This is a genomic window from Brevibacterium sp. Lmc1 (assembly GCF_057654315.1).
The window spans coordinates 3,038,527-3,051,412 of the sequence record NZ_CM172803.1 but is presented as its reverse complement, the minus strand read 5'-3'; the positions used below and the strand labels follow the sequence as shown (position 1 = coordinate 3,051,412).

At 66.6% G+C, this 12,886-nt stretch carries 10 protein-coding genes; 5 read left to right on the top strand and 5 right to left on the bottom strand.

Annotated elements, in window-relative coordinates; all coding sequences use genetic code 11:
* Positions 1-4 precede the first annotated feature (4 nt).
* A complete protein-coding gene (locus tag AC239G_RS13665; protein ID WP_482400561.1) occupies positions 5-1,660 on the bottom strand; it encodes a xylulokinase in 1,656 nt (551 codons plus the stop codon).
* Complete coding sequence (locus AC239G_RS13660) at positions 1,657-2,670, bottom strand: sugar-binding domain-containing protein (protein WP_487489060.1); 1,014 nt, start codon at positions 2,668-2,670, stop codon at positions 1,657-1,659. The genes AC239G_RS13665 and AC239G_RS13660 overlap by 4 nt, the downstream gene beginning before the upstream one ends.
* A 130-nt stretch (positions 2,671-2,800) precedes the next feature.
* Here AC239G_RS13660 and AC239G_RS13655 point away from each other — a divergent pair, with 130 nt between their 5' ends.
* The 5 genes from AC239G_RS13655 (at position 2,801) to AC239G_RS13635 (ending at position 9,331) form a co-directional block, all read left to right on the top strand.
* Positions 2,801-4,159: an ABC transporter substrate-binding protein gene (locus tag AC239G_RS13655; RefSeq protein WP_487489059.1), complete on the top strand. Its 1,359-nt coding sequence runs from the start codon at positions 2,801-2,803 to the stop codon at positions 4,157-4,159.
* Positions 4,160-4,252: 93 nt separating this feature from the next.
* Positions 4,253-5,194: a carbohydrate ABC transporter permease gene (locus tag AC239G_RS13650; RefSeq protein WP_253903790.1), complete on the top strand. Its 942-nt coding sequence runs from the start codon at positions 4,253-4,255 to the stop codon at positions 5,192-5,194.
* Positions 5,191-6,144 (top strand): carbohydrate ABC transporter permease, encoded by a 954-nt coding sequence (locus AC239G_RS13645; protein ID WP_245395713.1) that lies wholly within the window; start codon positions 5,191-5,193, stop codon positions 6,142-6,144. The genes AC239G_RS13650 and AC239G_RS13645 overlap by 4 nt, the downstream gene beginning before the upstream one ends.
* Positions 6,141-7,655 carry a mannitol dehydrogenase family protein gene (locus AC239G_RS13640; RefSeq protein ID WP_487489058.1) on the top strand — a complete coding sequence of 505 codons (1,515 nt, stop codon included), beginning with the start codon at positions 6,141-6,143 and terminating at the stop codon, positions 7,653-7,655. Before AC239G_RS13645 ends, AC239G_RS13640 begins: the two co-directional genes overlap by 4 nt.
* A 38-nt stretch (positions 7,656-7,693) precedes the next feature.
* Positions 7,694-9,331 carry a glycoside hydrolase family 3 N-terminal domain-containing protein gene (locus AC239G_RS13635; protein WP_487489057.1) on the top strand — a complete coding sequence of 546 codons (1,638 nt, stop codon included), beginning with the start codon at positions 7,694-7,696 and terminating at the stop codon, positions 9,329-9,331.
* Between the two features lie 127 nt (positions 9,332-9,458).
* Here the strand turns inward: AC239G_RS13635 and AC239G_RS13630 are convergent, their stop codons facing one another.
* The 3 genes from AC239G_RS13630 to AC239G_RS13620 all read right to left on the bottom strand — a co-directional run bounded on the left by AC239G_RS13630 (position 9,459) and on the right by AC239G_RS13620 (position 12,837).
* Positions 9,459-10,355, bottom strand: coding sequence for a C40 family peptidase (locus AC239G_RS13630; RefSeq protein WP_487489056.1), 897 nt, complete (start codon positions 10,353-10,355; stop codon positions 9,459-9,461).
* A gap of 383 nt (positions 10,356-10,738) precedes the next feature.
* Complete coding sequence (locus AC239G_RS13625; protein WP_487489055.1) at positions 10,739-11,572, bottom strand: sulfurtransferase; 834 nt, start codon at positions 11,570-11,572, stop codon at positions 10,739-10,741.
* A gap of 47 nt (positions 11,573-11,619) precedes the next feature.
* Positions 11,620-12,837, bottom strand: coding sequence for a class I SAM-dependent methyltransferase (locus AC239G_RS13620; RefSeq protein WP_487489054.1), 1,218 nt, complete (start codon positions 12,835-12,837; stop codon positions 11,620-11,622).
* Positions 12,838-12,886 lie beyond the last annotated feature (49 nt).

Below are 12,886 nucleotides of genomic sequence, written 5' to 3'. Positions count from 1 at the left end.
GTTCTCAACCTTTCGCGGATGCGTGCGCACCCGAAGATCCACGGTGATCGGTCAGTGATTGATCGGACGATGAGCGTTCGGACAGAGAGGGTTCTGACGAAGTCGGTTCCGGCGTTGTGTGGCCCGGCGAGACGAGACTGGCCGTCTGCTGTGCAGCCGTCTGCGCTGCACAGGACCGGTACTGCTGCCGCACCCGCGATGGACGCGGATGCAGAGTGGCGACGAGCTCGACTGTCCAGTCCGGCAGGGTTCCCGAGAGTGTCCACGCCGCCTGCCGAGCCGCCCCGATGGCGACGTATTCGGCCTGTTCGGGCACGTCGATGGGCACGGTGAAGATATCGCGGGCGACCTCCCGGACGGCAGGATTGCGTGCCGCCCCGCCGATGAGCAGCAGCCGTCCGGCCTCCAGGCCCTGAGCCTGCACCGCGTCGAGCCCGTCCGCCAGACCGCACAGCATTCCTTCGACGAAGGCGCGGGCGACGTTCTGCGCCGAGGAGTTCGCCAGGGTCATCCCCTCGAGGCGAGCGGTGGCGTCGGGCAGGTTCGGGGTGCGCTCGCCCTCGAAATACGGGACGAGCGTGAGCCCGTCCGCTCCCGGCCGGGACGCCAGCGCCAGGGCCGCGAGTTCGTCGTGGCTGACCCGCAGCAGCTTCGCCGCCGAATCGAGGACGCGGGCGGCATTGAGCGTGGCGACCAGCGGCAGGCGCCCGCCGTCGGCCGAGGCGAACCCGGCGACCGTGCCGGACGAATCGGCGATGGGCAGGTCGGTGGTGCCGAAGACCGTACCGGACGTTCCGATCGAGATGACGAGATCCCCCGAGGTGACCCCGAGTCCCAGCGCCGCGGCCGCATTGTCGCCGGCCCCGGGGCCCACGACGATTCCGTCCGGGCTGTGCCCGGCCGCCTCGTCGGGGGCGAGGACGCGGGGAAGGATGATCGCCGAGGCGGCTTGCCCGTTCCCGCCCACGTTCGGTGAATCCGCCTCCACCTCCGTATCCGCGGCGCACGGCAAGCCCGCTGCCTCACGGGCGGACGCACCGAAGGCGATGCGGAAGAGATCGAGATCGTAGCGAGAAGCGGAGGGGTCGAAGTAGGCGGTGCCGCTGGCGTCGGACGCGTCGGTGACCAAGGCCTCGAGCACGGGACCGCGGACGGATGCGTCGGTGGGGCCGTATCCGAGGAAGCGCCAGCTCAGCCAGTCGTGCGGCAGGGCGACGGCGGCGACCCGGTCGGCATTGTCCGGTTCGGCATCGCGCAGCCACCGCAGTTTGGCGGCGGTGAAGGAGGCGACGGGCAGGACCCCGGTGCGTGCGACATAGTCGGCGGCTCCGACCTCGGCGATGAGGTCTCTGGCCGCGGCCTTGCTGCGCAGATCGTTCCACAGCAGGGCATCGCGGATGACCCGGCCCTCGGCGTCGAGGGCGACGAGTCCATGCTGCTGACCGCTGATGCTCAGACCCGCGACATCGTCGAGTCCGCCGGCTGCCGCGATCGCCTCCTGCAGAGCCGTCCACCACGCTTCGGGGTCGACCTCGGTGCCGGGAGGGTGCGGGGCCGAACCGGTGCGGATGATGTCACCGGAGTCCGGATCGGCGATGACGACCTTGCAGCTCTGGGTCGAGGAGTCGACACCGGCGACGAACCTGCGATTCGCACTCATCGGAACTCCTCCTCAGCTGGTGCAGCACCGGGGTCGGCCGCCTCGGCGAGGATCTCATCGGCCAAGGAGCGGTCGATGATCGCGATATCGAGGATCCCGGCGGCACAGGCGGCACGGACCGCGCGGGCGCGCTCGGCTCCACGGGCGACTCCCACGGTCGTCGAAGCTCGGCGGAGCTGATCGAGGGTGACGGCGATGACGCGGTCGTCGATCGTGGTGACATCCGATCCGTCGGCGGCGAAGAGACGTCCGGACACCTCGGCGATGGCGCCGTCGTCGATGCCCGCCTGACGCTGGGCGGGGGAGCACTTCTCCCACACCGAGGACAGGCCCTCGGCCCAGGAAGCCACAGAGACCACGGCAAGATCGAGGTCATCGGCGGCGGCCAGGGTCCCGGAGATCTCGGGCAGTGCCCGCAGGTCAGCGGCGGTTCCCGCCTCGGTGACGAGCAGCGGGGCGGGCAGACGGACCATGCTCACCGCCGGATCCTGGCCCAGCCGGGTGAAGATCTCCGAGCTGGGACGATGCGATTCCAGGCGCAGCGCACCGGCGAGCTGGACGATCGTGCAGCGGGGCAGGGCCGGGGTGAACGCGGCCGCGGAATCCAAGGTGCGCGACCAGGACAGGCCGATGCGCATCCCCGCATGGGCGTGGCGGCCGACCAGCGACAGCGCGGCCCGACCCATCTGCTGGGAGGCCTGGGTCTCGTCGGGGATGTCGACGATGACGACCGAGTCGAGGCCGAGTGCTGCGGCGACCTGCTCGGCCAGACCGTCGGCTTCACCGGCATCGGCTTCGATGGTGATGGTCACGACTCCGGTGTCGACGGCCTCTTGGAGGAGGCGGGCGACCTGGAACCGGCTGAGTCCGTTCGCCTTGCCGATCTCGACCTTGGACCGCCCCTCGAGGTAGTGATCGCGGGCCAGCTGGGCGAGGAAGCGGCGGTGGCGGGCGGTGGGCACCGTGGACATGGGCCTCCCTTCGGCGTCGACGACTGTGTGTTCGCTCATATGTGAAGTGTTGCACATCTGATTGGTTCGTGACACAGTATTGCACATATGAGCACGGATGCTCATATGATTTTCTCGCAGTGAACCGACGGCGGGCTGCGATCCCGCAAGGACGAGGGAAGGCGCAACGATGAAACACCTGATCACAGGCCGGGGAGCCACCTGGGCGGCCATCGGCATGGTCGGAGCACTGGCATTGTCCGGCTGTGGTGGTGCCGGCGGCAGCTCGGCTGGAGGCGGCGGCGACGAAGTCAACGTCCTCATGGTCAACAACCCGCAGATGCAGGACCTGCAGAAGCTCACGGCCGATCATTTCACCAAGGACACGGGCATCAAGGTCAACTACACCGTGCTGCCGGAGAACGAGGTGCGGGCGAAGATCGGCCAGGAGTTCGCCGCTCAGGCCGGCAACTACGACGTCGCCTCGATGTCGAACTACGAGATCCCGACCTACGCGAAGAACAAGTGGCTCACCCCCATGGACGAAGGCGTCGTCGATGCCGAGGGCTTCGACCAGGACGACATCCTCGCCCCGATGGCCGAGTCGATGACGGTCGACGACCAGGTCTACGGTGAGCCGTTCTACGGTGAGGGCTCGTTCCTCATGTACCGCACGGACATCTTCGACAAGGCCGGCGTGGAGATGCCGGAGAATCCGACCTGGGACGAAGTCGCTAAGCTCGCGGCGAAGGTCGACGGTGCGGAGAAGGGCACGAAGGGCATCTGCCTGCGCGGACTGCCCGGCTGGGGCGAGATGTTCGCTCCTCTGACGACCGTGGTCAACACCTTCGGCGGAACCTGGTTCGACGAGGACTGGAACGCGCAGGTCGATTCCAAGGAATTCAAGGAAGCCACGAACTTCTACGTCGACCTCATCAAGGACCACGGCGAATCCGGAGCCCCGCAGGCCGGCTACACCGAGTGCCTGACGAACCTGCAGCAGGGCAAGGTCGCCATGTGGTACGACTCGACGGCCGCCACCGGAACCCTCGAGGCCGATGACTCTCCCGTCAAGGGCAAGATCGGCTACGTCGCGGCACCGGTGAAGGAAACGGAGTCGAGCTCCTGGCTCTACACCTGGGCATGGGGCATCCAGGCCGCAGGCAAGAACCAGGACGCGGCGAAGCAGTTCGTCGCCTGGGCCTCGTCGAAGGACTACGAGGAGACCGTCGCCGAGGAGCTCGGCTGGCAGCACGTGCCTGCCGGCAAGCGGACCTCGACCTATGAGAACCCCGAGTACCAGAAGGCCGCGAAGCCCTTCTACCAGCAGACCGAGGACGCCATCAACTCGGCCGATCCGGTCAGCCCCGGAGTCCAGCCGCGGCCGACGCTGGGAGTCCAGTTCGTGACGATCCCCGAATTCGCGGACCTCGCCACGGGCATCTCCGAAGACGTCAGCTCCGCCATCGCCGGTCGGACCTCGGCCGATGCGGCCCTGAAGAAGGGCCAGAAGGAAGCCGAGAAGGTCGGAGACAAGTACAAGAAGTGACCGAGCGCCTCGGGGCGGGTGACGATCACCCTCCCCGAGGCGGCCCCGGCCCCATCCGCACCACCGCCCGACCCACCACCCGCCTGACGAAGGATGTTCGAAGTGTCAGCTCCAGCCGCCGAGCGTGCATCGCAGCCGATCACGCCGCCGAAACCCCGTGCCAAGGACCGATGGCTCAAGCGCGCGCCCATGCTGCCGGCGCTGATCTTCGTCATCCTCGTCACCCAGATCCCGTTCGCGATCACGATCATCATCTCGTTCATGAACTGGAACGCCGCCTACCCCGATGACATCAGCTTCGGCACCGTCCAGAACTACGTCACCGTGTTCACCGATGCGAACCTGCTCAAGGCCGTCATCGTCACCGTCGGGCTCACGGTCGGCGTCGTGCTGGCCTCGGCTCTGCTGGGCCTGGGCATCGCGCTGCTGCTCGATCGGAAGTTCATCGGCCGCGGATTCGTCCGCACCCTGATGATCACCCCGTTCCTCGTCGTCCCCGTCGCCGCCGCGCTGCTGTTCAAGCACGCGATCTTCAACCCCTCGTACGGCCTCATCAACGGGCTGCTCACCACCATGTTCGGCGAGAACGCCCCACAGCCGGACCTCATGACCTCGAACCCGCTGCTGGGCATCGGGATCGTCCTCGTCTGGCAGTGGACGCCGTTCATGATGCTCATCATGCTCGCCGGACTGCAGTCACGACCCATGGACGTCTACGAGGCGGCCCTCGTCGACGGCGCCGGACCCTGGCAGACCTTCCGCTTCATCACCCTGCCCCACCTGCGCCGATACATCGAACTCGCCGCACTGCTGGGCACCATCTACATCGTCCAGAACTTCGACATGGTCTTCACCATGACCTCCGGAGGGCTCGGCACCGCCACCCTGCCGTACGTCATCTACCAGGAGTTCTTCGTCGCTCAGGACTACGGAGTCGCCTCCGCCGTCGGCGTCATCGTCGTCATCGCCTCCCTCATCACTGCGACCTTCGCCCTGCGCACCGCATCGACCCTGCTCAAGGAGGAGAACTCATGAGCACCCCCGACCTCACCGTGGACGACCACCCCGCACCCGGGGTGACCCCCACCCCGACCGAACCGGGCGGACCCGGTTCCGCAGAGCCGCCTCGGCGAAAGGCGAATGCACCGAGGCGGCCCGGCCAGGGGCGGGCGGGCAAGATCCTGCTCGGCCTGTTGGCCTGGTTCGTCGGACTCCTGTTCGTCTCACCCCTGCTGTGGATGCTGCTGACCAGCCTGCACGCGGAGACCGACGCCTCGACGAATCCGCCGAGCTACTTCGCCCCGCTGACGCTGGAGTCCTTCGTCAACTTCTTCGGCGGCGGCAACGGCGCGAACCCCTGGCCGTTCCTCATCAACTCCGCGGTCGCCGCCATCGTCTCGACCCTCATCGTCCTCGTCCTCTCCACGATGGCCGCGTACTCACTGGCGATCCGCCGCATCGAACGCTGGTCGGACGTGCTGTTCTTCCTCCTGTCGACGAAGATGCTGCCGATGGTTGCGGGCCTCCTGCCCGTCTACCTCGTCGCGAAATCCTTCGGCATCCTCGACACCTGGCTGCTGCTCATCATCATCTACTCGGCGATGAACATGCCGATCGCGGTGTGGATGATGCGCTCCTTCCTCGCCGAGGTGCCCGTCGAAGTCCTCGAAGCCGCCGAACTCGACGGCGCCCGCCTGCCGCGCGTCTTTCTCCAGATCCTGCTGCCGCTGACCGCACCCGGACTGGCCGCGACCGCACTGATCTGCTTCATCTTCTCGTGGAACGAACTCCTCTTCGCCACCGTGCTCACCTCCACGGCGGCATCGACGGCACCCGTGTTCCTCACCAGCTTCGTCACCTCCCAGGGTCTGTTCCTGTCACAGGTGTGCGCGGCCTCGCTCATCATCTCCGTGCCCGTGCTCGTGGCCGGAATCGCCGCCCAGGACAAACTCGTCCAGGGCCTGTCCATGGGAGCCGTCAAATGACCGCACCGACCACCGCGCTTTCCCTCAACACCCAGAACCTCGCCGAGGTGGCCGACCACGGTATCGCCGTCCCCGCCTATGATCGGTCGGCCGTGAGCCCCGGCATCGTCCATTTCGGAGTGGGCGGATTCCACCGCGCGCACATGGCCATGGTCCTCGACGATCTGCTCGGGGCTGGGCTGGCCTCCGACTGGGGGATCGTCGGAGCCGGAGTGCTGCCCCACGACGTGGCCATGCGCGATGCGCTCGCCGACCAAGATCACCTGTACACGCTGACGCTCAAACACGCCGACGGAACCAAGGAACGTCGGGTGATCGGGTCGATCATCGACTACCGATTCGGGCCCGATGACCCTGCCGGACTGCTCGATCTGCTCACCGATGAGACGATCCGGATCGTCTCCCTGACCGTCACCGAGGGCGGATACAACGTCAACCCAGTCACCGGAGAGTTCATCACCGATGAGCCGACGATCGTCGCCGACGTCGAGGCGCTGCGGTCCGGTGAGCTGCCGGCCACTGTCTTCGGCTATGTCGTCTCCGCTCTGCGGTCACGGCGTGAGGCCGGAGTCGCACCGTTCACCGTGCAGTCGTGCGACAACATCTCGGAGAACGGCGATGTGGCGGCGAAGATGTTCTCTGCCTTCGCCCGCCTCGTCGATGCCGAACTCGCGGAGTGGATCGCCGAGTCCGTGGCGTTCCCGAACTCGATGGTCGACCGCATCACCCCGGCCACCACTGATGGCGACCGCGCCGACCTGGTGGCCGACACCGGAGTCACCGATGCCTGGCCTGTCGTCGCCGAGCCCTTCTTCCAGTGGGTACTCGAGGACGATTTCACCTCTGGTCGTCCTCCCTATGAAGAGGCACGGGTGCAGGTCGTCGACGATGTGCAGCCCTATGAGCACATGAAGCTGCGGCTGCTCAACTCCGGGCATCAGGGGCTCGCGTACTTCGGCCTCCTCGGCGGATACACCTTCGCCCATGAAGCGATGGCGAACCCGGACATCCCCGTCTACCTGCGCCGATACATGGACGAGGAAGGCACGCCGAGTCTGGCACCGCTGCCCGGGATCGACCTGGACGCCTACAAGGATTCGCTCATCGAACGGTTCAGCAACCCGGAGATCCGCGACACCCTCGCCCGCCTCGGCGCAGAGTCGTCCGACCGGATCCCCAAATGGCTGCTGCCGGTCGTCAAGGACAACCTCGCCTCGGGCCACCCGATCGAGGTGGCCGCGGCGATCTGCGCCTCGTGGGCCCGGTATGCCGAAGGGCACGACGAATCCGGCGGTCGGTTCACCATCGTCGACCGCTATGTCGACGAACTGCAGGCAGTGGCCGCGACACAGGGAGAGGACCCGCTGGCCTTCGTCCGGCAGGAACAGTTCTTCGGACCGCTGGCCGAGGAGCCGAAGTTCACCGAACCGTATCTCAAGGCACTGACATCGCTGCACGAACGGGGAGCGAAGGAGACCGCCCGCCGCCTGGCCGCTCACGAAGAACTCTGAGCAGGCGGTGAGCAGGCGGGAACGTCTAGCATGGAGACATGTTGCGTTCTCGCCTGAGCCTCCTGGCCCTGACCACGACTCTCGCGCTCGTCGGCTGTTCCGGCGGAGCGTCAGCCCCCGAATCCTCCACGGCCGGGCAGAAGTCCTCCGCCGACTCCGGTGCTGAGACCCAAGCGCAGTCTGAAGCCCAGTCCGAATCGTCCCTGGACAACCCCGCCGACGCGGATCCGGCCGACTTCAAGGACGAGGCCGCGGACATCGTCGGAGACTTCTCCGACGAGGAACTCGCCGGGTCCCTCATCATCGGCACCTGGGAAGGCACCGACACGCAGACCCCGGTGGACATGGTCAAGCAGAACCACCTCGGCGGGGTCATCGTCATGGGCTACAACCTGCAGGAGAACCCGACGAAGGACCAGGTCACGGAACTGACTGGTCAGATCTCCGCGGCACGGTCGAAGGGTCAGCCCGTATCGATCGGCGTGGATCAGGAAGGCGGACCGGTGTCACGCCTCGGCACCGCAGCCCTGCCGTTCCCGCCGCTCATGGGCTTGGCCGCGACCGATGATTCCGATCTCATCACCGACGCCACGACCGTGCAGGGGCAGAACCTCACCGGCCTGGGCTTCACCATCGACTTCGCTCCGGACTCCGACGTCACGGTCGGGCCGAAGGACAAGGCGATCAACGTCCGCTCGGGCGGCACCGACCACGAGGATGTCGCCGAGGTCGTCGCCGACGCCGTCGAGGGATACCGGTCAGGTGGGGTGTCGAGCTCGGCGAAGCATTTCCCGGGGCACGGCCGCCTCGGCGTGGATTCGCACGAGAGCCTGCCGGTGTCGGAGAAGTCGATCGAGGAGATGGAGGACACGGACCTCCTGCCGTTCAAGTCCGCGGTCAAGGCCGGGGTGCCGATGGTGATGATGGGCCATATCGGGCTGCCCGATGCGAAGACGACGCCCGCGACGCTGAACAAGAAGGCCTACTCGGCGCTGCGGGAGACTCTCGACTATGACGGTGTCATCACCACGGATGCGCTGAACATGAAGGCTGTGCCGCAGAACCTCAAGGGCGGAGAGACGGTCAAGGCGCTCGCTGCTGGAGCCGATATCGCGCTCATGCCCCCGGATTCGGCGGCCGCGCAGAAGGCGATCGTCAAGGCGATTGGGGACGGGACGCTGGAGAAGAAGGACCTCGTCGAGAAGTCCGAACGCGTCGTCGCAGCCCAGCTGGCCACCGCCGAGGCTCAGAAGAGCGTGCAGGCCGGGGACTCGGATGCGAAGGATCCGAAGAAGGTCCTCACCGAGGTCGCCGACAAGTCGCTGACCGTGCTCAAGGGCGAATGCTCCTTCACCGGGACCGATTCGATCTCGATCGTCGGCGGCAGCGACAAGGAGAAGGCGGCACTGAAGGAAGCCGCCGAAGCCGAGGGCCTCACCGTGGGATCCGGTGGAACCTCCGTGAGCCTGAGCCCGTCGACCTCCGCCGAGGTGGCCGTAGGCACCGCTGCTCCGTGGACGATGCGCAACACCGCGGCGAAGTCCGCCGTGACCGCGTACGATTCGAACCCGTACGCACTGCGGGCCGTGGCGAAGTGGCTGAAAGGCGACCTCGAGGCATCGGGCCAGCTGCCTGCCGAATACGACGGCAGCGACAAGGCTCCCGAATGCGGGTGACAACTAGTCAGCTGCGATCATGGTCGTGAACGAGCCAAGGTCGTGAACGAGCGGCTCACATAAGGAATCCCCTCATCGGCACAGTGCCGACGAGGGGATTCCTTATGTATTCAGTTCTGAGTGGAGATCAGAGCACGCGGATGTACTGTGCGCCCTGCTTGGTCATCCAGTCGACGCTGCGGTAGCTGGTGTCCACTGAAGTGTTCCCAGCGTCATACATCATGCCGTCGCCGGCGTAGATGCCGACGTGGCCCGGAGACCAGATGATATCTCCGGCTTTCGCCTCGGAGGCCGAGACGGTCTGCCCGGCGCCCTTCTGTGCCGAAGACGTGCGCGGAAGATCCACGCCCACCTTGCCGTAGACGAATGAGGTGTAGCCGGAGCAGTCCCAGCCGCTGGGTGAAGTCCCGCCCAGCACATACGGCGTGCCGACGTACTGCTTCGCGATGGCGATGACCTGCTCGGCCTTCGACCCGTCCGGGATCTTGACGTCTCCGGAGCCCGAGTCCGCACCGTCGTCCTTGCTCTTGTCGTCGCCCGAATCGGCCGGACCCTCATCGCTGGTGCCGGCGGAGTCATCGTCCGAGGACTCGCTCGGCTCCTCCTCCGGCTCTTCAGCGGGGGCCGGCTCGGCGACGGTCGTCTCCGGCTCCTCCTTCGGCTCGGGCTTCGGTTTGGGTTTCGGCTTGGGGGCGGCTTCGGCAGTGACGACGTCCGTGTCGACGGTGACTTCAGCCTCCTGATCGCCCTTCTTCGACGCGCCGCCGGCATCGATGGTCGGTGTCTGGTTCTTGAACTCGACCGGTGCCTGCTTCTCGGACTCGGCTGCGACCTTCGCCTCGTCGTCGGCTCCCTGCCCGGCGGCAGGGAGGACCGCTGCGGTGAGCAGTCCGCCGCTAGCGGCGACGACTGCGGCACGGCGGCCGAATGCGCCGGAGTTCGCTGCGAGCAGTTCGCTCAGCTCGGTCAGTGGTGTCTTGGCCTTGGCGTTCGCGGCGCGGCGGCCGTGCTGCTTAGATGCCACGATTTCCTCTCGTTGCCTGTCTGAGTGTGACGATGTCCTCCACTGTAACGAATTCGTGATCTTCTGTCACGTTTTTGTTACAAAAGGATTCTCGGGCAGGTTCGAGGGCATAATCCCAGTTCACAGGGGCAGTGCGGACAAGAATGGCTGGTGGTGGGCTGTGGTTCCGCCTGATTGCGACTGTGATTCAGCGCTCAGTCTCAGTCTTGAATAACGTTTCGTGACATTCGCGAGCCGCGATTCTTGGGTCGATCCGCGGCGTTATTCGCGGCCAAACCACCGTGGATCGACCCAAGAATGCCGTCGACGTTTTATTGCGCGCGGACGCGGTGGCGCGCACGTGCGGTGATGACTGAGCGTCAGGCTCCGGTTGTGACTGAGCGTCAGGAGCCGGTTTCGACAGGTCGATTGGGATCGGATGACCAACCGGACCAGCTCGCGGGGTAGAGGCTGGCCTCGACGCCGAGGGTCGCCAGCGCCAGAGCGTTGTGGCAGGCGGTGACTCCCGAACCGCAGTACACGCCGACGGGACCATCGAGGGCACCCAGGTCGTCGAAGCGTTCGCGCAGCAGCGCTTCGGGCAGGAACGTCCCCGCGGGGACGTTGTCCGTGGCCGGGGCGCTCTTCGCTCCGGGAATGTGACCGGCCTGCGGATCGAGCGGTTCGGTCTCTCCGCGGAAGCGCTCACCGGCACGGGCATCGAGCAGGACTCCATCGAAACCGGCTGCCGCCTCGGCATCGATGACGGGCAGTCGACCCGGGCTGATCTCCACGGCACTCGGTGCGACCTCGGGGGAGTCGCCGGTCTCGAGCGTCCCGCCGGCGTCACGGAACGCTGCGAGCCCGCCGTCGAGGACTCGCGCGCTCAATCCCGCCCAGCGCAGCAGCCACCAGGCCCGGGCCGCTCCGAGGGAGGAGTTGTCGTCATAGACCACGACCTCGGTACCTTCGTCGATGCCCCAGGAGCGCACCGTCTCCTGAAAGGCTTCGGGGCTCGGCAGCGGGTGGCGACCGGCCGTCGGATCGGTGGTGCCGTGGTCAGCGAGCTCCGTGTCGAGATCGACATAGACGGCACCGGGGATGTGCCCCGCGGCGAAGTCCTCGCGGCCATCGGGCTTCGACAGGGTCCAGCGGACGTCGAGCAGCCTCGGCGCTGGGGAGTCGGCCATTCGGATGAGCAGTTCATCGGCGCTGATGAGAACGTCGGAGCGGGACAATTCGATCTCCTTCACGGGCAGATATCTTCATGGGCAGGTTGAAGGGGTCACACCGGTTGGGTGAGCAGCACGACGTGCTTATCGCCGAGCCGGGTGAATACGAGCGTGGCTTTGTCTCCCTTGGGCAGTTTGAGTTGGCGTCGGACCTGGTCGGGCACGATGTCGGCACCGCGTTTCTTGATCACGACCGAGCCGATTCCGCGGGAGACGAGCTCCTTGCGCAGGCTCGAGACCTTCGCGGGCAGAACGTCGACGACCTCGTAGGCGGTGACACCTGCAGAGGCCGGCCCGCTCGGTTCGACGTCGGTGGTCAGATACGCGATCTTCGGGTGCAGTCGGCGCGCCTGCAGCGGTGCACACAATGCGGCGACGAGTCCGGCGCGCACGATCGCCCCGTCGGGTTCGAGCAGATACTTCCCGAGCTCCCCGATGCCCGACTCGTCCTCACGAGGGAGATTGTGTTCATGGACGAGGAGGGTGCGTTCGCCCATGACGAGGGCTCCGCGGCCGGGGCGCTGCCTGGCTGCACCGAAGTAGAGGCAGACCTCGACGACCTCTCCGTTATGGGAGACCCACTGGGCTTCGGCATCCTCGGGGACGAGGTCGTGGTCGAGTGCCGGGCCGAGCTTCACTCCGGCCGCCTTCGCCGTACTCGCCTTCTCGATCACCCATGACAGAGAAGGGGAGAAGGCCTCGGGGTCGGTGATGCGGGAAGTCGATCCGCGTTTGTCGGCCTTGCCGATGGTCCGCCGGGCCGGATCGAACCAGAGGGCATCGAATCCATCCAGGTCGACATCCTCGGCGCGAGTATGTTCGACGGCCGCATCGGGCAGGTGGCGGAGGTTGAAGGCGGCGATGGCAGCGGTGACCTCGTCGGCATCGACAGCCGAGACCTGCGCGCCCATTCCGGCGAAGGCGACCGAGTCCGCGCCGATCCCGCATCCGAGATCGGCGATGCGGAAGGACTCACCCTCGGCCACGTCGCCGATGAGGCGACGCGCATGATGAGCGGCGACCGGCAGCCGCGTGGCCTGGGCCAGTCCGTCGCGAGTGAAGAGCATGTCCTCCGCGAAAGGTCCGAGCTTCGCTGCCGCCTCCTGACGCAGCCGCGCCTGAGTGAGCAGGGCCGCAGTTACCTCGGAGGAGTAGCCCTCCTTGCGCAGGGCCGTGGACCGGGCGAGCTCATCGCCCTCGAGGTCGTCGATGCGGTCGAGACGTTCGAGGACGGCGACGTCGAGCAGTTCGGTCAGTGTCTGCGGATCCATAGGCTTCACCCTATCGTCTGCGCGGTGGGGTCATTCCCCGCGGCGAGGC

Excerpts from the sequence above, each read along its gene's own strand:
- AC239G_RS13665 (WP_482400561.1), bottom strand. The coding sequence starts at position 1,660 with ATGAGTGCGAATCGCAGGTTCGTCGCCGGTGTCGACTCCTCGACCCAG.
- AC239G_RS13660 (WP_487489060.1), bottom strand. The coding sequence starts at position 2,670 with ATGAGCGAACACACAGTCGTCGACGCCGAAGGGAGGCCCATGTCCACG.
- AC239G_RS13655 (WP_487489059.1), top strand. The coding sequence starts at position 2,801 with ATGAAACACCTGATCACAGGCCGGGGAGCCACCTGGGCGGCCATCGGC.
- AC239G_RS13650 (WP_253903790.1), top strand. The coding sequence starts at position 4,253 with ATGTTCGAAGTGTCAGCTCCAGCCGCCGAGCGTGCATCGCAGCCGATC.
- AC239G_RS13645 (WP_245395713.1), top strand. The coding sequence starts at position 5,191 with ATGAGCACCCCCGACCTCACCGTGGACGACCACCCCGCACCCGGGGTG.
- AC239G_RS13640 (WP_487489058.1), top strand. The coding sequence starts at position 6,141 with ATGACCGCACCGACCACCGCGCTTTCCCTCAACACCCAGAACCTCGCC.
- AC239G_RS13635 (WP_487489057.1), top strand. The coding sequence starts at position 7,694 with ATGTTGCGTTCTCGCCTGAGCCTCCTGGCCCTGACCACGACTCTCGCG.
- AC239G_RS13620 (WP_487489054.1), bottom strand. The coding sequence starts at position 12,837 with ATGGATCCGCAGACACTGACCGAACTGCTCGACGTCGCCGTCCTCGAA.